Here is a 25,632-nt window from a genome sequence, read left to right as displayed (position 1 = left end):
CCGGCGGGGATATTTTCGGCAAGAAGAATGAGGGGGCGGGCCTAATGGGGCGCGCCCCTTCAGGTTTTTACCGGGAGACGCGCGTCTCGCCCGCCTAGCGCACCGGGTCCATCAGTGCGTCCCTGAGCGTGCAGTCGCGCACCACATCCTGGCCGCAGGGCACGGGATCGAGATCGCGCGAGAGGCAAAGGCGCACCTCCTGGATGCGCCCCTCGCGGCAGGTGACGGTGAGCATGTCCGGCTCGAGGCCCGGATTCTCCTTCAGAAACGCCTCCTCCACCACGCGGGCGGGAAGGCGCGCCGCGCGGGGCAGGCGGGCGAAGACATCGGGCCGGGCGAGGCGCTCCAACGCCGCGCGGCTCTTTGCGAAATAGGCGGGCGCGCTCAGACCCGTGCAGCGTCCGTGCTTTTTCCATTGATGCCAGGCAAGGCCGCCGCTGCCCATGATATCGGCCATGGCGGCGGTCATGGCGCGCGAGGGCGGACGCTCGGTGGTGGTGCAATGGCTGGGCCAGCCGCGATGGTATTGCGGCCAGAGCCCGTGCAGCGTCCATGCGCTGTCCGCCGCGTCCTCGCATTCGGGCGCGCCGCGCGCGTCGCCGGTCAACGCGCACCAGGTCGGCGCCCAGCTGATCGCGAGCACGTAATAGTCGAAGACGCCCGCCCGGTCGCCCTCGGCGCGGGCCATGCCGGCGACCAGCAGAAGGGCGATGAGACAGGCGCGCATAATTCCGGCTTTCCAAACGGCTTGCGCCGCAGTATACGGACCCCCAAGTTTCCCGACAATGGCGACCCGCTCCGGACAAGACCCGGAGCCTCCTGGAGACAGGAGACGAGGAAGGCATGCGCGCGGGACGTACACGCTGTAGGAGATTAGATCATGGCGAAACCACTCATGGCCAAGGCCACCGCCGTCTGGCTGGTGGACAACACCACGCTCAGCTTCAAGCAGATCGCGGATTTCACCGAGATGCACGAGTTGGAAGTGCAGGGCATCGCGGATGGCGATGTGGCTGCCGGCGTCAAGGGCTTCGATCCCATCGCCAACAACCAGCTCACGCAGGAAGAGATCGACGCGGCCGAGAAGGATCCGCTGCACAAGCTGAAGCTCAAGCACAACGCCGCCGCCGAGGGCGAGGAGAAGCGCCGTGGCCCGCGCTATACGCCCCTCAGCAAGCGGCAGGACCGTCCGGCCTCGATCCTGTGGCTGGTCAAGTTCCACCCCGAGCTGGCCGACAGCCAGATCTCGAAACTCGTGGGCACGACCAAGCCGACCATTCAGGCGATCCGCGAGCGCACGCATTGGAACATCGCCAACATCCAGCCGATCGACCCGGTCGCGCTGGGCCTGTGCAAGCAGTCCGAGCTCGACGCCGCCGTCCAGAAGGCCGCCGCCAAGAAGGCGCGCGAGGGCCAGGCAATGAGCGACGAGGAGCGCCGCAAGCTTCTGAGCACCGAGCAGAGCCTCGGCGACGAGGAAGAGCACAAGATGCCCACCGCGATCGAGGGTCTCGAGACCTTCACGCTGGGCGAGGCCGATCCCGAGGTCACCGAAAAGCAATACGATGCCGACAGCCTCTTCAACCTGCCCGAGGGCGAGGATGACGACGAGGACGAGGAGAGCGGCGGGCGCCGCTGAGGCCCTTCGCGGCCGCGCCAGAGACCACGGATCCCGGCCGCGATACCGCGCGCCGGGATTTTTTTCGGCCCGGGCGCAAAAATCTCTTGTGCGATTTCGCAAAGCGTTTAAATGCGCTTTCCAGACGCCAACGCACGCGCCTCTGGCCGGTCAGTCCCGATACTGACTGACCCGCGTTTATGTAGCGACGGTAACGTCTCTGACTGCTGACCCAACCCGGCGATGATCCGGGGGATCCTTTTGGAGATGACCATGAACGCTACGATCCCCGGCGCCCTGCGCGCCGCAACTCCTGTCATGCCCGCCGCTGCCGATCCGGTCGCCGCGTTCATCGCATCGCGCCAGTTCGACCGCCCGACGCTGGTCGTGAGCCGCGACCGTGTGATCGCGCAGTATGACGCGCTGATCGCGGGCCTCGGCGAGGCGCGCGTTCATTATGCGGTCAAGGCGAACCCGGCGCCCGAGATCATCCGCGCCCTCGTCGAGCGCGGCGCGCGCTTCGATGCGGCGAGCCGCGGCGAGATCGAGCTTTGCCTCGCCCAGGGCGCGACCGGCGCCGACATCTCCTTCGGCAACACGATCAAGAAGCCGGCGGACATCGCCTATGCGCATGCGCATGGCATCACGCTTTTCGCCGCCGACAGCGAGGCCGAGATCGACAAGCTGGCCGCGCATGCGCCGGGCGCGCGCGTCTATCTGCGCGTCATCGTCGAGAATTCCGAGGCCGACTGGCCGCTCAGCCGCAAGTTCGGCTGCGCCCGCTCGGCGGTGCTGCCGCTCATGAGCTATGCGCGCGAGCGCGGCGTCGAGGTGGTGGGCCTGTCGTTCCATGTCGGCAGCCAGACCCGCAATCCCGCCTCGTGGAACCCCGTGCTCGACCAGATCGCGGCGCTCTGGGACGCGGGCCGCGCGGCGGGCTTTGATCTGAACGTGCTGAACCTCGGCGGCGGCTTCCCGGCCACCTACGAGGACGAAGTGATGGGCGCCGAAAGCTATGCCGCCGCTGTCATGGAGGCCGTGATCCAGCGTTTCGGCGCGGTGCCCTACATCATGGCCGAGCCGGGCCGCGGCCTCGTCGCCGAGGCGGGTCACATCGTGGCCGAGGTCCTGCTGGTCTCGCGCAAGTCGGCGGACGATCTGCACCGCTGGGTCTATCTCGATATCGGCATGTTCTCGGGCCTTGCCGAGACGATGGGCGAGGCGATCCGCTACCGCATCGAGACGCCGCATGATGGCGGCGAGACGGGCGCCTGCATCCTTGCCGGCCCGTCCTGCGACAGCGCGGATATCCTTTACGAGCAGCGCCCCGTCATGCTGCCGCTGGCGCTGGCCTGCGGGAATCGCGTGGTGATCCGCCATTGCGGCGCCTATACGAGCAGCTATTCCTCGGTCGGCTTCAACGGCTTCCCGCCGCTCGACGTCGTCGTGATCTGAACGCCTTTGCCGCCGCCGGGTTGCCCCCGGCGGCGGATTGCCTCTAGGCTGCGGGCATCGCACCCGACGGAGCCCGGAGCCATGCGCCCTCTCGATATCGCCTGCCTGCAATTGCGCCCCGTGCCGAGCATGGAGGAGGCGCTGGACGAAGCGCTGCCGCTGGCGCGCGAGGCGGTCTCGGGCGGCGCGCGCATGCTCTTCTTGCCCGAATATTGCGGCGGATTGCGGGCCGAGGGCGCGGCCGTCGCGCCGCCTTCGGCGCCCGAAGCCGAGCATCCGTTCCTGGGTGCGATGCGCGCCTTCGCGCGCGAGAGCGGCGTCTGGATCAATCTCGGCTCGATCGCGGTCGACGGTCCGGACGGGCGCATCGTCAATCGCGGTTTCATGCTGGGCCCCGAGGGCGACATCACGGGGCGCTATGACAAGATCCATCTTTTCGACATTCAGCTTTCGGATGGCGAGGTCTATCGCGAGAGCGATCGGGTGGACCCCGGCAGCCGCGCGGCGATCCACGACACGCCCCTCGCACGGATCGGCCATACGATCTGCTATGACCTGCGGTTCGCCCATCTGTTCCGAAGCCTCGCGCAGAAGGGCGCCGAGATCCTCGCCTGTCCGGCCGCCTTCACCGCTAGGACGGGCGCCGCGCATTGGCATGTGCTGAGCCGCGCGCGCGCGATCGAGACGACGCGCTTCGTCGTCTCGGCCGCCATGACCGGCCCGGTGCCGGGGGGCGGCGCGACCTACGGCCATTCACTTGTCGTCGATCCCTGGGGCGAGGTGCTGGCCGATGGGGGCGAGGGGCCGGGCGTCATCGCGGCGCGGCTCGATCTGGACCTGATCGCGCAGACCGAGGCACGCATCCCGAGCCTGATGAACGACGCCGCCTTCACGCGCCCCTGAGCGCGCGCCCGCCGCCGCGCGCGGCAGGATTGTCGGCAAGATGAAAGGCTTGGCGCGTCCCGGCTTTGGCTGGACATGGGCGCGGGGCGTGATTAGATCGCTCGCATGGCCAAGACCGATGAGAACAAGAATTACAAGGTGATCGCCGAGAACCGGCGTGCGCGGTTCGACTATGCGATCGAGGACGATCTCGAATGCGGCATCATCCTCGAGGGATCGGAGGTGAAATCGCTCCGCGAGGGCGGCGCGAACATCGCCGAGAGCTATGCCGCCGTGGATGAGCATGAGCTCTGGCTCATCAACAGCTATGTCGCGCCCTATGCGCAGGCCAAGACCTTCGGCCACGAGGAAAAGCGGCGGCGCAAGCTTCTGGTCTCGAAGCGCGAGATGGCACGGCTCTGGAACGACACGCAGCGCAAGGGCATGACGCTCGTGCCGCTGGTGCTCTATTTCAACCATCGCGGCATCGCCAAGCTGAAGATCGGCATCGCCAAGGGCAAGAAAAACCACGACAAGCGCGAAACCGAGGCCAAGCGCGACTGGAGCCGCCAGAAACAGCGCCTGCTGAAAGAGCATCGCTGATGGAGATGCTGGCCGCGATGATGTCGGGCGCGGTCGGCGGTGTGCTGGCGCGCCGGATCGTGCATCGCAAGCGCGGTCTTTGGGTTGCGACGTTGCTGGGCATTCTCGGCGGCGGGGCCGCTTGGTGGGTGCTCGGGGCGATCGGCCCCGCGCCCAAGGCCGGACCGCTGATGACATGGCACATGGGTGCGGGTGCACTCGCCGGTGCCGCGCTCGCTTCGCTGGGGCTGATGCTGGCGCGCCGCGCCGGGTGAGCCATGCTTGCCTTGCGGGCGAGGCGGTTATACTCAGGTCAGCGCAATGAAAGGCGAGGGGGCCGACATGTCTGGCGACGATCCGAAAAACCTGGTCTCAACCGAGTGGCTGGCCGCGCATCTCAAGGATCCCGATCTGCGCATCCTCGACGGCACGAGCTTTCTGCCCGGCACCGGGCGCGATGCCCGCGCCGAATATGCCGAGGCGCATATCCCCGGCGCGCGGTTCTTCGATATCGACGAGATCAGCGACCACCGCTCGGAGTTGCCGCATATGGCACCCGCGCCCGAGAAGTTTATGTCGCGCATGCGCGAGATGGGCGTGGGCGATGGGCATCAGGTCGTCGTCTACGACACGCATGGGCTCTTCTCGGCGGCGCGGGTCTGGTGGCTCTTCCGGCTGATGGGCAAGGCGGATGTGGCGGTGCTGGACGGCGGTCTGCCGAAATGGCGGGCCGAGGGCCGCGAGATCGAGGACATGCCCCCCATCGTGCGCGACCGGCACATGACCGCGCGGCGCCAGAACCACATGGTGAAGGACGTCACGCAAGTCGCCGCCGCCTCCAAGCTGGGCGATCATACCATTCTCGACGCGCGCGCCGCCGCGCGTTTTCGTGGCGAGGCGCCCGAGCCGCGCCCGGGTCTGCGCTCGGGCCATATCCCCGGCTCGCGCAATGTGCCCTATACCGAACTTCTGAGCGAGGACGGCACGATGAAGGCGCCGGACGCGCTGCGCGCCGTTTTCGATGCGGCGGGCGCGGATCTGACGAAGCCGGTCATCACCACCTGCGGGTCGGGCATTACGGCGGCGGTCATCAACCTCGCGCTGGTGCGGATCGGGCATGAGGGCGGCGCGCTCTATGACGGCTCATGGGCCGAATGGGGTGCCTTTCCGACCGTGCCCGTGGCGACCGGCGACGCCTGACCCATGCTGGAAAACCTGCCGAAGCAGGCGCCCGACGGCATCTTGCACCTGATGGAGCAGTTGCGGGCCGATCCGCGCGCCGAGAAGGTCGATCTGGGTGTCGGCGTTTACCGCGATGCGACCGGGGCCACCCCGATCATGCGCGCGGTGCGGCAGGCGGGCCGGCGCCTCTGGGAGGCGGAAACGACCAAGACCTACACCGCGCTGGCGGGGGATGCCGCCTTTCTCGCGGCGGTGCGTGCGTTGGTGCTGGGCGACGCGCCCGAGACCGCCGCCATCGCCACGCCCGGCGGCACGGGCGCGGTCCGGCTGGGGCTCGAGCTGGTGCGCATGGCCAATCCCGAGGCGCGCGTCTTCGTCAGCGATCCGACATGGCCGAACCATCTGAGCATCCTCGCGCATCTGGGCATGGAGGCCGTTCCGTTCCGCTATTTCGACGCGGGCACGCAGGACGTGGACCGGGACGGGCTACGCGGCGATCTTGCCGCGCTGCGCGAGGGCGATGTGGTGCTCCTGCATGGGTGCTGCCACAACCCGACCGGTGCGGATCCGGATACCGACCTCTGGGAGGAGGTGGCGCGGATCATCCGCGCCGCGGGGGCGATCCCGATGATCGATCTGGCCTATCTCGGTCTCGGAGACGGGATCGAGGAGGATGCGGCGGGAACGCGCGCGCTCGTCTCGGCCTGCCCCGAGGCGTTGGTCGCGCTCTCCTGCTCCAAGAATTTCGGCCTCTACCGCGAGCGCGTCGGCGCGCTGATTGTGAGTGCTGCGGACGACATGGCGGCGGAGCTTGCGCAGGGCGCGATGACGCATCTCAACCGTCAGGCCTATTCCTTTCCGCCCGATCACGGCGCGCGCCTCGCCGCGATGGTTCTGGACGATCCCGCGCTCCGCGCCGAGTGGCTGACCGAGCTGGGCGAGATGCGCGCGCAGGTAAAGGGCCTGCGCACCGCGCTGGTGGAGGAGTTGCGCGCGCGCACGAGTTCGGGCCGCTTCGATTATATCACGCGCCATCGTGGCATGTTCTCGATGCTGGGGGCCAGCCCCGCGCAGGTCACGCAGATGCGCGAGACGCATGGCATCTACATGACGCGCGACAGCCGCATCAACATCGCGGGTCTCGGCGCGCGCGACGTGCCGCGTCTTGCGGCGGCGATGGTCGAGGCAGGTCTCTGACGGCCTTGCAAGCGCGCGCGCCATGCCGTTATCTGGCGCCATGTCACATGCACGCCCAACCCCGCTGATCCGCTCGCTTCCCAGCACCGTCCCCTTCGTCGGCCCCGAGGTGCAGGAGCGCAGGATCGGCACGCATTTCACCGCTCGGCTCGGCGCGAACGAGAACGTCTTCGGCCCGTCGCCGAAGGCCATCGAGGCGATGCGCGAAGGGGCCGCCGAGATCTGGCAATACGGCGACTCGGCCAGCCATGATCTGCGCAGCGCGCTCGCCGCGCGGCACGGCATCGCGATGGAGAATATCGTCGTGGGCGAGGGGATCGACGGGCTTTTGGGCTATCTCGTGCGCCTGATGGTGGCACCGGGCGATGCGGTGGTCACCTCGGACGGCGCCTATCCCACCTTCAACTACCATGTCACCGGCTTCGGCGGCACGTTGCACAAGGTGCCCTACAAGGGCGATTTCGAAGACCTGCCCGCGCTCATGGCCCGCGCGGGCGAGGTGGATGCCAAGCTGCTCTATTATTCCAACCCCGACAACCCGATGGGAAGCTGGGCACGCGGCGAGGAGATCGTCGCCGCTCTGGACGATCTGCCGGAAGGCTGTCTGATGATGCTCGACGAGGCCTATGTGGAGCTGGCGCCGGACGGCACTGCCGCGCCGGTCGAGATCGAGGATCCGCGCGTCATAAGGATGCGCACGTTTTCGAAGGCTTACGGTATGGCGGGCGCGCGCGTGGGCTATGCGCTGGGCGCCGCGGCGCTGATCGCCGAGTTCGAGAAGATCCGCAATCATTTCGGCATGAACCGCGCCGCGCAGGCGGGCGCGCTGGCGGCGCTTCAGGACGATGCTTGGCTCGCGCATGTGCAGGAGCAGGTCGCCGCCGCGCGCGGCGAGATCGCCCGTATCGCGCGCGAAAACGGGCTCGAGCCGCTGCCATCGGCGACAAATTTCGTGACGATCGATTGCGGCCGGGACGGCGATTTCGCCCGTGCCGTGCTGGCGGGCCTCACCGCGCGCGGAATCTTCGCGCGCATGCCTTTCGTCGCGCCGCAGGATCGCTGCATCCGCGTGAGCTGTGGGCGCCCGGCCGAGCTTGCGCGCTTCGCCGAGGCGCTGCCCGGCGCTCTGCAAGACGCGCGCGGCTAGCCCTTCGCGATGACCGCCGCGGCAGCGCCGATGGCGCCCGTGCCGCGCGGGATATCGAGTGCGGCCATGCCCGCTTCGATGCTGCCCAGAACGCCCAGGACCATATGCGCGTTGACGTGGCCCATATGCCCGATGCGGAAAAAGCCGTGCCACGCCGGATCGCTCGGCTCGGCCATGCCGAGCCCGACGCCCAGCGTCACGCCCGCATGCGCCTCGAGCCAGGCGCGCAGATCGCTCGCGCCCGGTGCGGGCACCGACAGGGCGGTGACGGCGCGGCTGCGGTGCCGGGGATCGGGCATGTTGATGCGCAGCGCGCCGCCTTCGGCCCATTTGTCGCAGGCGGCCCAGATGGCGCGCGCCAGAAGATCGTGCCGCGCCCAGACCGCCTCGATCCCTTCCTCGTGGATCATGTCGAGCGCGGCGCGCAGACCGTGCAGGTGATGCGTCGGCGCGGTGCCAAAGAAATACTGGTAGAACTCGCCCGGTTTCGCGCGCAGCGTCCAGTCCCAATAGGGGCTGACGCGGGCAAGGCGGCGCCGCGCCTCGGCGGCCTTGTCCGAGAAGAAGACGAAGCCGAGGCCCGGCGGCATCATCAGGCCCTTTTGGCTGCCGGTCACGATGATATCGACGCCCCAGGCATCCATCTCCATCCGGTCGCAGGCGAAGGAGGCGATGCAATCGGCCATCAAAAGCGCGGGATGCCCCGCCGCGTCGATGGCCGCGCGCAGGGCGGGCATGTCGCTCAAGGCCGAGGTAGAGGTATCCACATGCGTCGCCAGAACCGCCTTGATCCTGCGCCCCGTATCGGCACGCAGCGCCTCTTCGACGCGGGAAGGATCGATGGGCGCCGCGCGCCCGAAATCGATCACCTCGACCTCGATCCCCATGGCGCGCGCCATTTCGGCCCAGCCGAGGCCGAAGCGCCCGGTGATGAGCGCCAGAACCGTGTCGCCCGGCGCCAGCGTGTTGGCGAAGGCCGCCTCCCACGCGCCGTGGCCATTGGCGATGTAGATCGCCACATGCGCCTGCGTGCGCGCGACGCGCTTGAGGTCCGGGATCAGCGTCTCGACCATGTCGATCAGCGGGCCGGCATAGATATTGGGCGAGGCGCGGTGCATCGCGTTCTGTACGCGGTCCGGCACCACCGAGGGGCCGGGAATCGCGAGGTAGGATCGCCCGCCCGCCAGCGCGCCCTGAATGTCCGATGCGCCCATGATGTCCCTCCCGGTCTGCACTCGGCGCACCTTTACCGGGCCCGCGCGCGGCGTCAATCCACCGGCCGGCTTGCCATGCGCGGCGCGCGCCGATACACCCGGATTTCCCGACGCAGTGCCAGAGGCCCGCATGTCCCTGTTCAAACGATTGGCCGCCTGGGAGCGTGACCTGCGCCAATCCTACAATACCGACCTCTCGACGCCCGAGAACCGGCGCCGCGCGCGGATCTACAATCTGTGGTTCGACCACGCGATCCTGCGCGGCATCTGGACGAACGAATTCGAGGTGGCGAAAGGCGTCTGGCGCTCGAACCATCCGACGCACAAGCGCTTTGCCGCGATGAAGGCGCGCGGGATCAAGTCGATCCTCAACCTGCGTGGCGCGGCGGGCGCGGCCCATTACCTGACCGAAAAGGAAAGCTGCGCGGCCCTCGGCCTGACGCTGGTCGATGTGACGCTGCATGCGCGCTATGCCGCGCCGCGCAGCGATATCGCGGCGCTTCTTCACGCCTTCCGCACGATCGAGCGGCCCTTCGTCATGCATTGCAAATCGGGCGCGGATCGCGCGGGCTTCGCCTCGGCCATCTATCTCATGGTCATGGAGGGGCGCCCCGTCTCGGAGGCGCGCCGCATGCTCGGGCTGCGCTATCTGCATGTGCGCCGCTCGCGGACGGGCGTGCTCGACTATATCCTCGATCTCTACGAAGCGCGCCACGCCGTGACCGGCATCGGCTTCGAGGATTGGGTGATGAACGAATACGACAACGACGCCGTGCAGGCCGAGTTCGAGGCGAAGTTCAGGCCCTGGTTCTGAGCCCGGCGCCGATCCGTGCCGCCATGTCGAGCATCCGGCAACTGAAGCCCCACTCGTTGTCGTACCAGCCGAAGACCCGCACGAGGCCGCCTTCTGCGCGCGATGTCTCGCGCCCGCACATGATGATCGACTCGGGCCGCGCCCGCAGATCGGAGGAGACGAGCGGACGCTCGGTCCAGCCGAAGACGGAGGTGTAGGGCCCGCGCTCGGACGCGCCGCGCAAGAGGGCGTTGACCTCCTCGCGCGTCGGCGCATCGCGCAGGCTCACCGACAGATCGATGCAGGAGACGCTCGCCGTCGGCACACGGATCGCCCGCGCCTCGATCCGGCCCGCCAGATGCGGCAAAACGCGCGCCATCTGTCCATGCGCGCTCGTCGTCGTCGGCACCATCGAGAGCGCCGCCGCGCGGCTGCGCTCGAGACCGCCGCGCGGCTTGTCCACCGTGGGCTGGCTGCCGGTATAGCAGTGCACCGTCGTCATCTGCCCCGAGACGATGCCGAACGCCTCGTCGAGAAGTTTCGCCAGCGGCGCGAGCGCGTTGGTCGTGCAGGAGGCGTTCGAGATGATGCTCTGCCCGGCGAGCGCCTCCTCGTTCGCGCCCAGCACCAGAGTCACATCCGCCTCCGCCGAAGGCCCCGAAACGAGCACGGCGCGCGCGCCCGCCTCGATCCCGCGCTCGGCCATCGCGCGCTTGCCGGCCATCCCGGTGCATTCCAGCACCAGATCGACGCCCGAGAGATCAAGCTCGCGCAGATCGCGGGCCGCGTGAAACGGCACGGTGCGCCCCGCGACGACCAGCGCGCCGGGCCGCGTCTCGACCGCGCCGGGATAGGTGCCGTAGACGCTGTCGTATTCGAAGAGATAGGCGCAAGTCTCGAGCGGCTCGATCTCGTTGATGAGCACCAGCTCCACATCCGCGCGCCCTGCGAGAACGATGCGCAGGATCGCCCGCCCGATGCGGCCGAACCCGTTGATGGCGATCCTGACTGGCGGCTGATCCATGGCGCGCTCCTGCCTTGCGTCGCACAATCGCTACCCGATCGCCGAAGGGCGCACCACCCCCCGCCGCGGGACCTTTCAGCTTTCCGACAATACTTCGGCGGGAGGCTGCGAAACCGGAGATTTATTCCGCGGCAAGCCTCGGTGCGGGGCGCGCGCGAGGCGGCCCGCCAAGCGTTGCCGCCGCCGCGCGGCGCATGCTATTGTCCGCGAAAAAGGGGCATCGGCAGGCATGACGGCACTCAGCGAATATCAGCGCCTCGAGGCGTCGGGTCTCTGGCGCGCGGCGCCGGGCGATCAGCGCGCCGAAGTGATCGTCTCGGTGGGCGATGCCACCATCGTCATCACCGATCTGCGCGAGCGCGTTCTGACCCATTGGTCCATTCCGGCCGTCACGCGCGCCAACCCGGGCGAGATGCCGGCGATCTACCATCCCGATGGCGACGAGGGTGAGACGCTCGAACTCGATGCCTCGGAGGCGCAGATGATCGACGCGATCGAGAAGCTGCGCACCGGGATCGCGCGCCATCGCCCCCGTCCCGGACGGCTGCGGCTCGGCATGCTGCTGGCTTCGGTGGCCATCATCGGCGGCCTCGCGATCTTCTGGCTGCCGGGGGCGGTGCGCGATCACGCGCTGCGGGTCGTGCCGCCCGTGAAGCGCGCGCAGATCGGCGCCGCGCTCGAGCGCGAGATGCAGAGCGTCACCGGCCCGCCCTGCCGCGCGCCGGGGGGCGTGCAATCGCTCGCCAAGCTGGCGCAGCGCCTGCCCTCGACGCGCGGCACGGGCGGCCTCAGCGTCGTGCGGGACGGGGTGGACGGCACAGCGACGCTGCCGGGCGGCACCATTCTCATCCATCGCTCCCTCGTCGAGGATTACGAGGAGCCGGACGTGGTGGCGGGTTATGTCGTGGCCGAGCGTCTGCGCGCCCGCGCGCATGATCCGCTCGGCCGGCTGCTCGATCATGCGGGGCTCGGTGCGGCCTTCCGGCTGCTCACGACGGGCGATCCGGGCGAGGCCGCGCTGCGCAGCTATGCCGAGTATCTTCTGGCCGACGCGCCGCAACAGCCGGTCTCGGACGAGGTGCTGCTCGAGGGGTTCAGGACGTGGTCGATCCGCTCTGCGCCCTATGCCTACGCGCTCGACGTGACGGGCGAGAGCACGGTCGGCCTGATCGAGGCCGATCCCTTCGCTGCCGAAGCGCCGCCCGCGGTGCTGAGCGACGGCGATTGGCTGCGACTGCAAGGCATCTGCGGCGGCTGAGACCTGCCTACAAAAGCCGAAGCGCTGGGCCCTTTCGGAGCCCGGCGCCTAATTCCTTCCGTCGATGCGGCGTCAGCGCAGTCGCGCGTTACCGAAGCCCGCGCCGCGCACGCGCTGGAGCGCGCCTTGCGCGTCCTGGCGGCTGGCGAAGGGGCCGCTCAGCACGAGGCTGTAGCGCGTGCCGCCGCGCGTCATCGTCCCGAGCCGTGCGGGCATGCCCGTCCCGGCAAGGCGCCGCGCCGCCGCCTCGGCCTGTGCACGGCTCGAGAAGACGCCCGCCTGCACGTAGCTGCCGCGCGTGGCGCCCGATGTCTGCGCTTCGGGCTGGCGCGAGCGGGTCGAGAGCGTGCCCGCCGCCGCGACCGGCTTGGCGGACATGGCGGCGCGCTGCTGCTCATAGCTGGTATAGGGGTAGATGAGGCCCGGATAGTCGCGCGTCACCGCCTGCCCGGTATCGGTCAGGATAAGCTCGCGCGGCAGTGTCTTGGTCCACATCATTTCCATCTGCGCCTTGCCGGCGAAGGTCTGATGCGCGCGCTGCGGATTGAGGCGGCCATCCATCCAGACGCGCTTGTAGCCATCGGGGATGGTGACGCCGCGTGTCGCGATCTGCTGGTTCTTGACCACATGGCGGGGTGCGACGCGGGTCGTGTAGGGATCGACGCGCACGATCTGCGTGCCGCCTTTCTGGACGACCGTGGGCGTTCCGGCGTCGTCATAGGCGGGCACGGCGCGCGGGCGCGGCGCGGCGAGGACGGGCGCCGGGGCGAGGCCCGGGGCGCTGCGCAGCGCGCGGGTGCCCTGCACGCGGGTGACGTGATCCTCGGCCTGCGGTCCGCAGCGCACGGCATGACCGCTCGCCGAGGTCAGATATTGCGCGGAAATTCCCGTGACGCCGGGGCAGGCGGTGACGGCAGCGCGCGCGGTGCGGCGCACGGGCTGCGCTTTGGGCGCGGGCTTCGGCACGGCGACGGGCGCGACGGTGACGGGCGTGGGCGCCGTGGTGGCGACGCGCTGCGGCACGGGTTGCGGAGCGGGCTGCGGCGCGCGGCGCACCACGCGCGGCGTCGCCGGAGCGGGCGCGGCAGCGACCGCGCTCGGCTGGGGCTGCGGCGCCGGGCGCGCGGCGGGCGCTGGGGCCGGGGCCTGAGCAGGCGCCGCGATGATTTCAGGCTCGGCGTCATCGACGCGCGCGATGCCGGGCAGCGACGGCGTCTGGCCGCACATGGTCTCGCGCGAGCGCGTCACGCGCGGCACCCAGGTGATGTTGCCGTCGATGCCGGCGCGAACGAAGACGCAGCCCGCGCTATCGACATATTGGCGTCCGGTGAACGAGCTTGGCGGAAATTCGGCCGGCTGGCTCGCATCGTTCAGCGATTGGGCCTGTGCGATGCCGAGCCCCCCCGATGCGGCGATGACGGCAATCGCTATCACGCGTGTCAGTTTCATGGTGCCCCCACAAGATGTGCCATATTCTTGCCCCAATTAAGGGAGCGAGGCAACAGGCAAGCTTCGGGGCGTCGAGGCTTATTTCGTGCCGAACATGCGATCTCCGGCATCGCCCAGACCAGGCAGGATATAGCCCTTGTCGTTCAGCCGCTCGTCGAGCGAGGCGGTCACGACCGGCACGTCGGGATGCGCTTCCTTCATGCGCGCGACGCCCTCGGGCGCGGCCAGAAGGCAGAGGAAACGAATATCCGTCGCGCCCGCCTGCTTCAGCAGATCGATCGCGGCGGCCGAGGAATTGCCGGTCGCCAGCATCGGATCGACGGCGATCACCAGCCGCTTGTCCATCTGGTCGGGCACCTTGAAGTAGTATTGCACGGGCTTGAGCGTCGCCTCGTCCCGGTAGAGCCCGACGAAACCGACGCGGGCCGAGGGGATCAGCTCGAGCATGCCGTCGAGCAGGCCGTTCCCGGCGCGCAGGATCGATATCAGCGCCAGTTTGCGGCCCGCCAGCACCGGCGCGTCCATCTCCTGCATCGGCGTTTCGATCTCGCGCGTTGTCATCGGCAATTCGCGTGTGACCTCATAGGCCAGAAGCTGCGAAATCTCGCGCAGGAGTTGGCGGAACACGGCGGTCGAGGTGCTTTTCTCGCGCATGAGGGTCAGCTTGTGCTGGACGAGCGGGTGTTTGACGACGGTCAGGTGCTGCTGCATGGAATCCTCCGGCGATTGGGCTGGCTTTCTATGTTTCAGATGGCGGCGCGGAGGGCAATGGTGATGGCGCGAGGGTCGCGGGCTCACAGCCGAGTTGCGCAGGGCGCGACAAAGAGGCACTCTGCGGCGAGCGGGGCAGGGCCCTCGGAAAATGGTTTAGTATTGAACTATCCAACCGGAAAGAAGGCGCGAGATGAGCGATCCGAATGAAACGCTGAGAATGGCGGCGCTGAATTACCACGAATTTCCCAAGCCGGGCAAACTCGAGATCCGCGCGACCAAGCCGCTCGCCAATGGCCGCGATCTCGCCCGCGCCTATTCGCCCGGCGTGGCCGAGGCCTGTCTCGAGATCAAGGCCGATCCGGCCAATGCCAGCCGCTATACCAGCCGGGGCAACCTCGTCGCCGTCGTTACCAACGGCACCGCCGTTCTGGGCCTCGGCAATATCGGCGCGCTGGCCTCCAAGCCGGTGATGGAGGGCAAGGCGGTGCTCTTCAAGAAATTCGCCAATATCGACTGTTTCGATATCGAGCTCGACGAGCCCGACCCCGAGAAGCTGGCCGCTATCGTCTGCGCGATGGGCCCCACCTTCGGCGCGATCAACCTCGAGGACATCAAGGCGCCCGATTGCTTTATCGTCGAGCGCATCTGCCGCGAGCGCATGGACATTCCCGTCTTCCACGACGACCAGCACGGTACCGCCATCGTCGTCGGCGCGGCGGCCAAGAACGCGCTCCATGTCGCGGGCAAGCGCTGGGAGGACATCAAGATCGTCTCGACCGGCGGCGGCGCGGCGGGCATCGCCTGCCTCAACATGCTGGTCAAGCTGGGCGTGCGGCGCAGCAACATCTGGCTTTGCGACATCAACGGGCTGGTCTACGAGGGCCGGGCCGAGGACATGAACCCGCAAAAGGCCGAATTCGCGCAGAAGACGGACTTGCGCACGCTCGACGAGGTGATCGAGGGAGCGGACCTCTTTCTCGGGCTGTCGGGGCCGGGCGTGCTCAGCGTCGAGCAGGTCAAGAAGATGGCGCCGCGTCCCATCGTCTTCGCCCTCGCCAACCCCACGCCCGAGATCATGCCCGACCTCGCCCGCGAGGCCGTGCCGGATGCGATCATCGCCACGGGGCGCAGCGACTTTCCCAATCAGGTCAATAACGTGCTCTGCTTTCCCTTCATCTTCCGAGGGGCGCTCGATGTGGGCGCGACGCAGATCAACGATGCCATGCAGATCGCCTGCGTCGACGGTATCGCCGAGCTGGCGCGCGCAACGACCTCGGCCGAGGCGGCGGCGGCCTATCAGGGCGAGCCGATGACCTTCGGCGCCGATTACCTCATCCCGAAACCCTTCGATCCGCGCCTGTCGGGCATCGTGTCGACCGCCGTCGCCCGCGCCGCGATGGAGAGCGGCGTCGCCGCCCGCCCGATCGAGGACCTGGACACCTACAAGGCCAAGCTCGACGCGTCGGTCTTCAAGTCCGCGCTGCTCATGCGCCCCGTTTTCGAGGCGTCGAAGAAGGATGCGCGCCGCATCGTCTTCGCCGAGGGCGAGGACGAACGCGTCCTGCGCGCGGCCCAGGCGGTGCTCGAGGAGACGAGCGAGCAGCCCATCCTCATCGGCCGTCCTTCGGTGATCGAGGCGCGCTGCGAGCGGATGGGCCTCGACATCCGCCCCGGCCGCGATTTCCGGCTGGTCAATCCCGAGGACGATCCGCGCTACCGCGATTACTGGGGCAGCTATCACGAGATCATGAAGCGGCGCGGCGTCACGCCCGATCTGGCCAAGGCGGTGATGCGCACCAACACCACGGCCATTGGCGCCGTCATGGTGCATCGCGGCGAGGCGGACAGCCTGCTGTGCGGCACGTTCGGTGAATATCGCTGGCATCTGAACTATGTCAGCCAGGTGCTGAGCGACAAGAACCACCACCCGCACGGCGCGCTCAGCATGATGATCCTAGAGGACGGGCCGCTCTTCATCGCGGACACGCATGTGCGCGTCTATCCCTCGCCCGAGGATCTGGCCGAAACCGCGATGGGCGCCGCGCGCCATGTGCGCCGCTTCGGCATCGAGCCCAAGATCGCCTTCTGCTCGCAATCGCAATTCGGCAATCAGGGCGAGGATTCGGGCAAGCGCCTGCGCGCGGCCATCGCGCTTCTGGACGCGGCGCCGCGCGATTTCTGCTACGAGGGCGAGATGAACATCGATACCGCGCTCGACGAGGAATTGCGCGCGCGCCTTCTGCCGGACAACCGGATGGAGGGGGCGGCGAACGTGCTGATCTTCTCGAATGCCGACGCCGCCTCGGGCGTGCGCAACATCCTCAAGATGAAGGGCGGCGGGCTCGAGGTGGGGCCGATCCTCATGGGGATGGGCAACCGCGCGCATATCGTCTCGCCGTCCATCACGGCGCGGGGTCTGCTGAACATGGCCGCCATCGCGGGCACGCCCGTCGCCACCTACGGCTGAGACGAAAACGCCGTCCCGGTGGGCCGGGGCGGCGTCATGCTCACATGGCCTTGCGGCAAATTATTTCTTCTTGCCGCCGGCTTTTCCGCCGGCTTCCTTGGGCTGGGGTTTGGGTGCGTTCGCCATCTGGCAGACCTCGCTCTGTCGGCCCGGCACCATGCCGGGCCTGCCCTCAGCATCTCATGCCGGGGGCTGAGTCTGCCAAGGATTTTCAGCGCCCCTAAGCGCCCGGCACGAGGCATCGGCCAAAGCGCGCCGATCCGTGCGCGCCATCGGCCAAGACTGGCCTGCGATCCAAAGATTTCGCTTTGAGCGCCCTTGGAGCAAGGAAGTGCCGCCGAATCCGGTGCATCTTGCCCGAGATTGCGCGCGCGGCATGCGCCGGCACCTTGCCCCCGTGTACGGCTGCGGCCTAAAAAGGGGCAAAGACTGCAAGGGAGGGCAGGAATGGGCTACGCCGATACATATCAACGATGGAAATCCGACCCCGAGGCTTATTGGCTGAACGAGGCCAAGTCCATCGACTGGGACGAGGCGCCGACACGCGCGCTTTTCGATCGGGGCGACCACATCTACGAATGGTATGCCGACGCGAAGGTGAACACCTGCTACAACGCGGTCGACCGGCACGTGAAGGCGGGGCGCGGCGCGCAGGCGGCCATCATCCACGACAGCCCGGTGACCGGCACCAAGCACACGATCACCTATGCCGAGCTTCAGAAACGCGTCGCCAGCCTGGCCGGGGCGCTGCGCGCCAAGGGCATCGAGAAGGGCGACCGCGTCATCATCTACATGCCGATGGTGCCCGAAGCGATCGAGGCCATGCTGGCCTGCACGCGCATCGGCGCGATCCATTCGGTCGTCTTCGGCGGCTTTTCTGCCAACGAGCTGGCGGTGCGGATCGACGATTGCACCCCGAAGGCGATCATCGCCGCCTCCTGCGGGATCGAGCCGAACCGCATCGTGCATTACAAGCCGCTTCTCGACGGCGCGATCGAGCAGGCGTCGCACAAGCCCGACTTCTGCGTCATCTTCCAGCGCGAGCAGGAAGTTGCCAAGCTGATCGAGGGCCGCGACGTGAGCTGGCACGGCTTTCAATACGGGGTCGAGCCGGCCGAGTGCCTGCCCGTCGAGGGCAATCATCCGGCCTATATCCTTTATACCTCCGGCACCACGGGCGCGCCCAAGGGCGTCATCCGTGCCACGGCCGGGCATCTCGTCGCGCTCAACTGGACGATGAAGAACATCTATGACGTCGATCCCGGCGATGTGTTCTGGGCCGCGTCGGATGTGGGCTGGGTCGTGGGGCACAGCTATATCTGCTACGCGCCCCTCATTCACGGCAACACCACCGTCGTCTTCGAGGGCAAGCCCGTGGGCACGCCCGATGCGGGCACCTTCTGGCGCGTGATCGCGGAGCATGACGTGCGCTGCTTCTTCACCGCGCCCACCGCCATCCGCGCGGTCAAGCGCGAGGACCCGCATGGCGAGTTCCTCAAGAAATACGATCTGTCGCGGCTCAAGGCGCTCTATCTCGCGGGCGAGCGGGCGGACCCCGACACGATCATCTGGGCGCAGGACATGCTGAAAAAGCCGGTCTACGACCATTGGTGGCAGACCGAGACGGGCAGCGCCATCGCCGCCAATCCGGCAGGGCTCGAGACGCTCCCGGTCAAGATCGGCTCGCCCACCGTCGCGATGCCGGGCTATGATATCCAGATCCTCGGCGAGGACGGCACCCCCAAGGCGCCGGGCGAGCTGGGGGCAATCGCGGTCAAGCTGCCCCTGCCGCCGGGCACGCTTCCGGGCCTTTGGAACGGCGACGCGCGGTTTCGCAAATCCTATCTCACGACCTTCCCCGGCTACTACGAGACGGGCGATGCGGGCATGATCGACGAGGACGGGTATCTCTACATCATGGCGCGCACCGATGACGTCATCAACGTCGCGGGCCACAGGCTCAGCACCGGCCTGATGGAGGAGGTGCTGGCGAGCCATCCGGATGTCGCCGAATGCGCTGTTCTCGGCGCGAAGGACGATCTGAAGGGCCAGGTGCCCATCGGTTTCGTGTGCCTCACCAAGGGCGTTGACCGCCCCGCCGACGACATCGCCAAGGAATGCGTCGCGCTCGTGCGCGAGAAGATCGGCCCGGTCGCCGCCTTCAAGCTGGCCGTGGTGGTGGACCGCCTGCCCAAGACCCGCTCGGGCAAGATCCTGCGCCGCACCATGTCGAGCCTCGCGGACGGCGAGGCGTTCAAGCCGCCCGCGACCATCGACGATCCCGCGATCCTCGACGAGATCGCGGCGGCGCTGAAGACCATCGGCTATCCGAAGTGATCTATGGGGCGGGGCGCGTTGCCACGCTCCGCCACCCCGGCGCCCGTCCCTTGGGCCATTTCCGTACAGCCTTCGGGACCGCCACGGAAAGTCCGGACCAGAAAATCCACGAAAGCGCGCGTTCGTGGGGCCATATTGCGCTTGTCGGCGAATACCACGGCCAGTTCCGCATTCTTTTGCGAGTAATCGGGAAGCAGATGCACCAGTTCGCCCGACCGTAGCTTGGACGCGACGAGGTAAAAAGGCAGGCGGGCGATCCCGATCCCCGCCAGCGTGGCGCGAAAGACGACATCCGTGCTGTTACCCTCGAACGTGCAGGCCGCTTCGCCGTGTCCGCCGTTGGGCCCTATCCAATCATTGCGATCGTTGTTGCCCGCGATCCGCAAACAATTGTGCCGGGGCAGGTCGCCAAATGTCTCGGGCGTGCCGGCGCGCGCGAGATACGCGGGGGCGGCGCAGAGAATACGGTGGCTTTTGAGAAATTTGCGCAGCACGGCGTCAGGGTCCTGACGCTGCTCCGCAAAGCAGATCGCCGCGTCGTAGCCTTCGGCTTCGATGTCGATATCGCGGTCGGTCAGGTCGAGCGAGATCTGGACCTCGGGGTTCTGATCGAGAAACATGGGCAGCGCGGGGATCAATTGCGATTTGCCGAAGGCTACGCTCGAGGCGACGCGCAGCTTGCCGCGCGGGATGCCGTCCAGATTTTGGATATGGGCGGCGGCTTCCTCGAACGCGGCGGCCACGGCCTTGCACCGAGTGTAGAAGTCGCGCCCCTCCACGGTCGGAGAGACCCCGGCGCGGGAGCGGCTAAGCAGCCTGAAACGCACATGGTCTTCCAATAGCCCGATCTGCTTGGAGACCGCTGAGGGCGTTTGGCCCATTGCGCGCGACGCGGCGGATATGCTGCCGCTATCGACCACCTTCACGAAAAGCATCATCTGCGAGGCAAGGTCCATGCGTTGTGATCCTTCTATGCCATTTCGTCATAGCGTCTATGCGCGAACGCCCAGTTGTGAGCGCTATCAGCGCGGGTTACTTCTGCGTTGCAGCATTTATTCCGCGCTGCGGCAACATCGAAGGAGTGATCATGGCATTCACCACCATATCTCCGAGTTTCAGCGGTGGAGTGAGAGGCGCTTTCGCTCGCGTCGATCAAAAATTAGGCGGTTTGAAGATCGCCATCGAACGTCGCAGGCTTTTCACTCGTATCCGTAAGGAGCTGTCTAACCTTTCCGACCGAGACCTCACCGAGCTGGGCATTCCGCGCAGCCACATTACCCGCCTTGCATGGGAGACAGCATATGGCCGCTAGCATCAGAGAATTCGCACATGGGATCCGCCTCTCGGCCCTTCCCCGTCTTCCCATGCCCGCTTGGGGCCAGTCCGCCGGAGCAATCGCATCACGAACCGGGATACGCGTCTGGCAGCGAACGGCGTCTGTCATTCAGGCCGTGCAGCTTAGTCGCGTGACAGCCATCCTTTACCAGATGAATGACACGCAGCTGGCCCGCATCGGGATCACCCGTGCCGAGATCCCGCAATATGCCGCGAGCCTGTTCACGCAAGATGGCCCGCAGGTCTGACGCCCTCCATTAATTGCGGGGCGGCGATTGGCCGCCGTCTCCGCTGAACATACGTGCTGACAGCGTCTTCTCCTCCTCCCGGAGATGTCGGCATGCATGGCGCAGGCAGGCCTACGGCGTGCCCGCGCAGGGGCCGGCACCTTCACCTCCTCCCGAGGGTGCCGGCCTAAATCAACTTCATCATTGAATGCAGCGCTCTAAACATCACTGCTCGTGCCCCTCCCGAATACTTGGGAGACGGCCTTTTGCCGAGATCGTGTCGCGCAGCATCACGAATGCGTGGGATTGCTTGATCGGTGCGCTGGCTCTGTCATTTTGAGTATGTACGATCCGCAAGCAGACAGCGCACACCCCTTTTGGAGGAACATTCATGTCGAAAATCGTCAATTCCTCACTCACGCGCCGCGGCCTGATCGCCACGGGCGGCGCGCTTCTGGCCACCGGGCTTGGCGGTCTCGCCTCGCCCCTTCGCGCGGCGACCGTCGCGCCGACGCCCACGATGCCGGGCGGCGCGAACAACTACCGCCCCGGCGCGCCCATCGTCGAGCGGATCGGCGGCGGCGGCTTCTGGATGAGCGGCACCGTCCGCCGCGCCGGGGACGGCGCGCCCCTCGCGGGCCAGCGCATCCAGATCTGGGCGCACACGACCGAGGGGCATGAGCGCGATCCGCAAAGCCACGGCGCCACGCTGACCGACGAGAACGGCGTCTTCCGCCTCGAGATGCCGCAGATCGTCCCGGCCTTCGGGCAGGCGCATGGCCATCTCGCCTATGACGACGATGCGTTCGAGACGGTGTTTCTGCGACCCGTCATGGCCAGCCCGTCCGAGACGAGCCTCGAAGCCCATTTCGTTCTGAAACCGGTTTGAGCATGGCGCGCCCGAGCGAGGAGGCGGAGCGGCGGTGAGACCGGCCTTCCGCAATGCGCTCTGGGTGCTTGCTGTCTGCGTGATCCCCGTCAGTGCGGGGCTATCGCTCACCAGCCCGCTCTTGCAATGGCGCAGCGGCATCTACATCGCCGCCGGTTTCGCGGGCGTGGTCGCGATGTGCCTGCTTGCCGTCCAGCCGCTTCTGGCCGCCGGATACCTTCCCGGACTCTCGCGTTACAGGATGCGCCGGGTGCATGGAATCGTCGGCGCGCTTCTGATCGCCGCCATCGCGGTGCATGTGGGCGGGCTCTGGCTCACGAGCCCGCCGGATGTCGTGGACGCGCTCACCTTCAGCTCGCCCACGCCCTTTTCCGACTGGGGCGTAATCGCCATGTGGGCTGCGCTTGCAGCGGCGCTACTCGTCGCGCTGCGCCGCCGCCTCGGCATGCAGCGCCGGGTCTGGCGACCAGTCCACGCGGCGCTGGCGGGCCTCACCGTCGGCGCGAGCGCGGCCCATGCCATGCTGATCGACGGCACAATGGAGAGCATATCGAAGGCCGCGCTCTGCGCTTTGGCCGTCGTGGTGACGGTGGCCGCCTTCGCGGATCTCGGGGTCTGGCGAAGGGGTTCGCAGCGTGGCGCCAACGTTCAGGACGAAAGTCAAAAAACCGGTTGACCGAACGTTGATATTTCCGTATTTCATGAAATATGGAAAATATACTCACAGATCGTCTCGCCTGTCTCAGTCATCCTCAGCGGATGGCGGTGTTCCGCCTTCTCATGCGGCGCTGCCCGGATGCGTTGCCTGCTGGCGAGATCGCGAACGTGTTGGCGCTCAAGCCCAGCACCGCCTCCGTCTATCTCTCGGCGCTGACGCAGGCGGGTCTTATCGCGCAGCGGCGCAGCGGCACGCGGCTTCTTTATTCCGTGGATCTCGGCGCGGCGCGGGCCGTCGTCGCAGGGCTTTTCGAGGATTGCTGCCGGGGCCGCGCGGACCTGTGCCCGCCGTCCTTGGACGCATTGGAGCCCAAGGCAGATGCCCGCAGCGACACGCGCTTCAACGTGCTCTTCATCTGCTCGGGCAATTCCGCGCGCTCGATCATGGCCGAGACCATCCTGCGCGAATTTGGCGCGGACCGCTTCAACGCCTACTCGGCGGGCACCGCGCCGCGCTCGATGCTCGATCCTTTCGCGGTCGAGATGTTGCACATGAAGGGACATGACATCACGCCGCTGCGCTCGAAGAACGTCACGGAATTTCAGACCCCCGGCGCGCCGCAGATGGATTTCGTCTTCACGGTCTGCGACCGCGCGGCGAACGAGGATTGCCCGCCCTGGCCGGGTCAGCCCGTCTCGGGGCATTGGGGTCTGCCCGATCCCGTGCGCGCGACCGGCACCGAGGCCGAGCGGCGCCTCGCCTTTCAGCAGACCTATGGCGCGCTGCGCAACCGCATCGCCGCCTTCACGGCCTTGCCGCTCGACCAGCTGAGCCGGGCCGCCCTGCAACGCCGCATCGACGCGATCGGCATGGACACCGCAATCGAAGGATGACCCCCCAATGACCACCTACGCCATCAACGGCCTCGGCCGCATCGGCAAGCTCGTGCTGAAACCCCTGCTCGAGCGCGGGGCGGATATCGCCTTTCTCAACGACGCGGTGGGCGACGCGCAGATGCATGCCCACCTGCTCGAATTCGATTCGGTTCACGGGCACTGGGATGCCGAGATCACCGCCGAGGAGGGTGCGATCACCATCGACGGGCGCCGCATTCCCGTGATTTCGGAGCGCGACCTGTCGGCGCTGCCGCTCGATGGGGTAGATGTGGTGATCGACTGCACCGGCGCCTTCAAGACCGAGGCGAAGCTCGCCCCCTATTTCGACGCGGGCGTGAAGAAGGTCGTGGTCTCGGCGCCCGTGAAGGACGGCAACGCGGCCAATATCGTCTACGGCGTCAACCAGGAGACCTACGATGCCGAAACGCAGCGCATCATCACCGCCGCGAGCTGCACCACCAATTGCCTTGCGCCCGTGGTCAAGGTGCTGATGGAGGGGATCGGCATCCGCCACGGCTCGATCACGACGATCCATGACGTGACCAACACTCAGACGATCGTGGACCGCCCGGCCAAGGACCTGCGGCGCGCGCGCTCGGCCCTCACCAATCTCATCCCGACGACCACCGGCTCGGCCACGGCAATCACGCTGATCTATCCCGAACTCAAGGGCAAGCTGAACGGCCATGCCGTGCGCGCGCCGCTCCTGAACGCGTCGATCACCGATTGCGTCTTCGAGATGGCGCGCGAGACGAGCGCCGAGGAAGTCAACGCGCTCTTCGAGGCCGCCGCGAACGGCCCGCTCAAGGGCATTCTGGGCTATGAGACGCGCCCACTCGTGTCGTCGGACTATACCAACGACACGCGCAGCGGGATCGTCGATGCGCCGTCGACGATGGTGATCAACGGCACGCAGCTCAAGGTCTATGCGTGGTATGACAACGAGATGGGCTATGCGCACCGGCTGGTCGATGTGGCGCTGATGGTGGGCGCCAAGCTGTGACGCGCGCTCCGGGTTTCGCCGCCTACGCCACCGTCACGGCGGCCTACTGGGCCTTCATGCTGACCGACGGCGCCTTGCGGATGCTGGTCCTCTTGCATTTTCACACGCTCGGCTTCTCGCCGGTGCAGCTTGCCTATCTCTTCGTGCTCTACGAGATCGCGGGCGTCGTGACGAACCTGTCCGCCGGCTGGATCGCCGCGCGATTCGGGCTTGCCTCGACGCTCTATGCGGGGCTGGCGCTTCAGGTCGCGGCGCTCGTCGCGCTGGCGCAGCTCGATCCCGCTTGGACCGTCGCGGCCTCGGTCGTCTTCGTGATGCTGGTGCAGGGCGCGTCGGGGGTGGCCAAGGATCTGTCCAAGATGAGCGCGAAAAGCGCGGTCAAGGTGCTGGCCCCCGAGGAGGGCGGCGCGCTCTTTCGCTGGGTCGCGGTGCTGACCGGATCGAAGAATGCGGTCAAGGGCTTCGGCTTTCTTCTGGGCGCGGCGCTGCTGGGCCTTGTCGGTTTCACGCCTTCGGTGCTCGGCATGGCGGGGCTTCTGGCGCTCATCCTCGTCGGCGCGCTTCTCTTCATGCCGGCGGGGTTGCCGATGGGGCGCAAGGGCGCGAAATTCACCGAAGTCTTCTCGAAAAACGCGAATATCAACTGGTTGAGTGCGGCGCGGCTCTGCCTTTTCGGCGCGCGCGACGTGTGGTTCGTCGTCGGCATTCCGATCTATTTCTACGCGGTCCTCTCGGATGGAAGCGAGGCGGGCAACCGCGCGGCCTTCTTCATGATCGGCAGTTTCATGGCGGGCTGGACCATCCTCTACGGTGCGGTGCAGGCCGCGGCGCCGCGCATCCTGCGCGCGCGGGGTCGCTCGGCCGCGGAGCTCACGGGGCAGGCGCGGCGCTGGGTGGCGCTATTGCTGATCGCGCCCACCGCCCTCGCCGCGCTGGTCTGGGCGGCGCCGGGGCCGTCGGACGCGCTGACGGGCGCCGTGGTGGCGGGCCTTTTGATCTTCGGGGCGATCTTCGCCGTCAATTCGTCGCTTCATTCGTATCTCATTCTCAGCTTCACCGATGCGCGGCGCGTCACGCTCGACGTGGGCTTCTACTACATGGCCAACGCCGCCGGGCGCCTTGTCGGGACGCTCCTTTCGGGGCTGACCTATCAGCTCGGCGGCCTCGCGCTCTGCCTCGGCACGGCGGCGGCCCTGATCGCACTGAGCTGGCTCGCGGCGACGCGGCTGAGCGCCGGGGACCCCGCGCCCGCGCCGGTCTGACCCGGCGCCGCGCCCCTCGGGCGCGGCGTTACAATTTCTTCAC

Annotated in this window: 24 protein-coding genes; 18 read left to right on the top strand and 6 right to left on the bottom strand. The window is 67.4% G+C overall.

What is annotated here, in order from left to right:
* Positions 1-94: 94 nt before the first annotated feature.
* Complete coding sequence (locus tag ACGRVM_RS06505) at positions 95-727, bottom strand: ribonuclease T2 family protein (protein WP_377172840.1); 633 nt, start codon at positions 725-727, stop codon at positions 95-97.
* Positions 728-880: 153 nt separating this feature from the next.
* On the opposite strand from ACGRVM_RS06505, the gene ACGRVM_RS06500 reads away from it, so the two are divergent.
* The 8 genes from ACGRVM_RS06500 (at position 881) to ACGRVM_RS06465 (ending at position 8,063) form a co-directional block, all read left to right on the top strand.
* Positions 881-1,639, top strand: coding sequence for a DUF1013 domain-containing protein (locus tag ACGRVM_RS06500; protein WP_377172841.1), 759 nt, complete (start codon positions 881-883; stop codon positions 1,637-1,639).
* Positions 1,640-1,885: 246 nt separating this feature from the next.
* Positions 1,886-3,073, top strand: coding sequence for a type III PLP-dependent enzyme (locus ACGRVM_RS06495; protein WP_377172842.1), 1,188 nt, complete (start codon positions 1,886-1,888; stop codon positions 3,071-3,073).
* An 81-nt stretch (positions 3,074-3,154) separates the two neighbouring features.
* The gene (locus ACGRVM_RS06490; protein ID WP_377172843.1) at positions 3,155-3,976 is read left to right on the top strand and encodes a carbon-nitrogen hydrolase family protein; all 822 of its coding nucleotides are present in this window, start codon (positions 3,155-3,157) and stop codon (positions 3,974-3,976) included.
* A gap of 105 nt (positions 3,977-4,081) precedes the next feature.
* Complete coding sequence (smpB, locus tag ACGRVM_RS06485; RefSeq protein WP_377172844.1) at positions 4,082-4,558, top strand: SsrA-binding protein SmpB; 477 nt, start codon at positions 4,082-4,084, stop codon at positions 4,556-4,558.
* Positions 4,558-4,812: a hypothetical protein gene (locus ACGRVM_RS06480; protein ID WP_377172846.1), complete on the top strand. Its 255-nt coding sequence runs from the start codon at positions 4,558-4,560 to the stop codon at positions 4,810-4,812. Before smpB ends, ACGRVM_RS06480 begins: the two co-directional genes overlap by 1 nt.
* Before the next feature lie 67 nt (positions 4,813-4,879).
* Entirely contained in the window at positions 4,880-5,737 is an 858-nt protein-coding gene (gene sseA, locus ACGRVM_RS06475) for a 3-mercaptopyruvate sulfurtransferase (protein ID WP_377172847.1), read from the top strand.
* 3 nt (positions 5,738-5,740) lie between these two features.
* A complete protein-coding gene (locus ACGRVM_RS06470; protein ID WP_377172848.1) occupies positions 5,741-6,916 on the top strand; it encodes an amino acid aminotransferase in 1,176 nt (391 codons plus the stop codon).
* Between the two features lie 40 nt (positions 6,917-6,956).
* Positions 6,957-8,063, top strand: coding sequence for a pyridoxal phosphate-dependent aminotransferase (locus tag ACGRVM_RS06465; protein ID WP_377172849.1), 1,107 nt, complete (start codon positions 6,957-6,959; stop codon positions 8,061-8,063).
* Here ACGRVM_RS06465 and ACGRVM_RS06460 read toward each other — a convergent pair.
* Positions 8,060-9,277, bottom strand: coding sequence for a pyridoxal-phosphate-dependent aminotransferase family protein (locus tag ACGRVM_RS06460; RefSeq protein WP_377172859.1), 1,218 nt, complete (start codon positions 9,275-9,277; stop codon positions 8,060-8,062). The genes ACGRVM_RS06465 and ACGRVM_RS06460 overlap by 4 nt on opposite strands.
* Positions 9,278-9,407: 130 nt before the next feature.
* On the opposite strand from ACGRVM_RS06460, the gene ACGRVM_RS06455 reads away from it, so the two are divergent.
* A complete protein-coding gene (locus tag ACGRVM_RS06455) occupies positions 9,408-10,091 on the top strand; it encodes a tyrosine-protein phosphatase (protein ID WP_377172850.1) in 684 nt (227 codons plus the stop codon).
* On the opposite strand, the gene ACGRVM_RS06450 is transcribed toward ACGRVM_RS06455, so the two are convergent.
* Positions 10,075-11,094 (bottom strand): type I glyceraldehyde-3-phosphate dehydrogenase, encoded by a 1,020-nt coding sequence (locus ACGRVM_RS06450; protein WP_377172851.1) that lies wholly within the window; start codon positions 11,092-11,094, stop codon positions 10,075-10,077. The two genes, ACGRVM_RS06455 and ACGRVM_RS06450, sit on opposite strands and share 17 nt — an antisense overlap.
* A 229-nt stretch (positions 11,095-11,323) precedes the next feature.
* Between ACGRVM_RS06450 and ACGRVM_RS06445 the strand changes: the two genes are divergently transcribed.
* Positions 11,324-12,352 carry a M48 family metalloprotease gene (locus ACGRVM_RS06445; RefSeq protein WP_377172852.1) on the top strand — a complete coding sequence of 343 codons (1,029 nt, stop codon included), beginning with the start codon at positions 11,324-11,326 and terminating at the stop codon, positions 12,350-12,352.
* 72 nt (positions 12,353-12,424) lie between these two features.
* On the opposite strand, the gene ACGRVM_RS06440 is transcribed toward ACGRVM_RS06445, so the two are convergent.
* Both ACGRVM_RS06440 and upp read right to left on the bottom strand, forming a co-directional pair.
* On the bottom strand, positions 12,425-13,801 hold the full coding sequence (locus tag ACGRVM_RS06440) for an SPOR domain-containing protein (protein WP_394624028.1): 1,377 nt from the start codon (positions 13,799-13,801) through the stop codon (positions 12,425-12,427).
* A gap of 78 nt (positions 13,802-13,879) precedes the next feature.
* On the bottom strand, positions 13,880-14,512 hold the full coding sequence (upp, locus tag ACGRVM_RS06435; RefSeq protein ID WP_377167340.1) for a uracil phosphoribosyltransferase: 633 nt from the start codon (positions 14,510-14,512) through the stop codon (positions 13,880-13,882).
* A gap of 193 nt (positions 14,513-14,705) precedes the next feature.
* Between upp and ACGRVM_RS06430 the strand changes: the two genes are divergently transcribed.
* Together ACGRVM_RS06430 and ACGRVM_RS06425 are read left to right on the top strand one after the other, a co-directional pair.
* Positions 14,706-16,982 (top strand): NADP-dependent malic enzyme, encoded by a 2,277-nt coding sequence (locus ACGRVM_RS06430; RefSeq protein ID WP_377167343.1) that lies wholly within the window; start codon positions 14,706-14,708, stop codon positions 16,980-16,982.
* Between the two features lie 447 nt (positions 16,983-17,429).
* Positions 17,430-19,319, top strand: coding sequence for a propionyl-CoA synthetase (locus ACGRVM_RS06425; protein WP_377167346.1), 1,890 nt, complete (start codon positions 17,430-17,432; stop codon positions 19,317-19,319).
* Here the strand turns inward: ACGRVM_RS06425 and ACGRVM_RS06420 are convergent.
* Positions 19,307-20,257 carry a LysR family transcriptional regulator gene (locus ACGRVM_RS06420; RefSeq protein WP_394624036.1) on the bottom strand — a complete coding sequence of 317 codons (951 nt, stop codon included), beginning with the start codon at positions 20,255-20,257 and terminating at the stop codon, positions 19,307-19,309. The two genes, ACGRVM_RS06425 and ACGRVM_RS06420, sit on opposite strands and share 13 nt — an antisense overlap.
* Before the next feature lie 149 nt (positions 20,258-20,406).
* Between ACGRVM_RS06420 and ACGRVM_RS06415 the strand changes: the two genes are divergently transcribed.
* The 6 genes from ACGRVM_RS06415 to arsJ all read left to right on the top strand — a co-directional run bounded on the left by ACGRVM_RS06415 (position 20,407) and on the right by arsJ (position 25,589).
* Entirely contained in the window at positions 20,407-20,631 is a 225-nt protein-coding gene (locus ACGRVM_RS06415) for a DUF1127 domain-containing protein (protein WP_377167352.1), read from the top strand.
* A 641-nt stretch (positions 20,632-21,272) separates the two neighbouring features.
* Positions 21,273-21,770 (top strand): peptidase associated/transthyretin-like domain-containing protein, encoded by a 498-nt coding sequence (locus ACGRVM_RS06410; RefSeq protein ID WP_377167358.1) that lies wholly within the window; start codon positions 21,273-21,275, stop codon positions 21,768-21,770.
* A 34-nt stretch (positions 21,771-21,804) separates the two neighbouring features.
* Entirely contained in the window at positions 21,805-22,446 is a 642-nt protein-coding gene (locus tag ACGRVM_RS06405; protein WP_377167361.1) for a ferric reductase, read from the top strand.
* A gap of 32 nt (positions 22,447-22,478) precedes the next feature.
* Positions 22,479-23,321, top strand: coding sequence for an arsenate reductase/protein-tyrosine-phosphatase family protein (locus tag ACGRVM_RS06400; protein WP_377167364.1), 843 nt, complete (start codon positions 22,479-22,481; stop codon positions 23,319-23,321).
* A gap of 7 nt (positions 23,322-23,328) precedes the next feature.
* On the top strand, positions 23,329-24,327 hold the full coding sequence (locus ACGRVM_RS06395; RefSeq protein WP_377167367.1) for an ArsJ-associated glyceraldehyde-3-phosphate dehydrogenase: 999 nt from the start codon (positions 23,329-23,331) through the stop codon (positions 24,325-24,327).
* On the top strand, positions 24,324-25,589 hold the full coding sequence (gene arsJ, locus ACGRVM_RS06390; protein ID WP_377167370.1) for an organoarsenical effux MFS transporter ArsJ: 1,266 nt from the start codon (positions 24,324-24,326) through the stop codon (positions 25,587-25,589). The genes ACGRVM_RS06395 and arsJ overlap by 4 nt, the downstream gene beginning before the upstream one ends.
* Positions 25,590-25,632 lie beyond the last annotated feature (43 nt).

The organism is Roseovarius aquimarinus (assembly GCF_043661195.1).
Classification (GTDB): Bacteria; Pseudomonadota; Alphaproteobacteria; order Rhodobacterales; family Rhodobacteraceae; genus Roseovarius; species Roseovarius aquimarinus.
The sequence above is the reverse complement of the archived record's forward strand: the minus strand, read 5'-3'. Positions and strand labels throughout refer to the sequence as shown.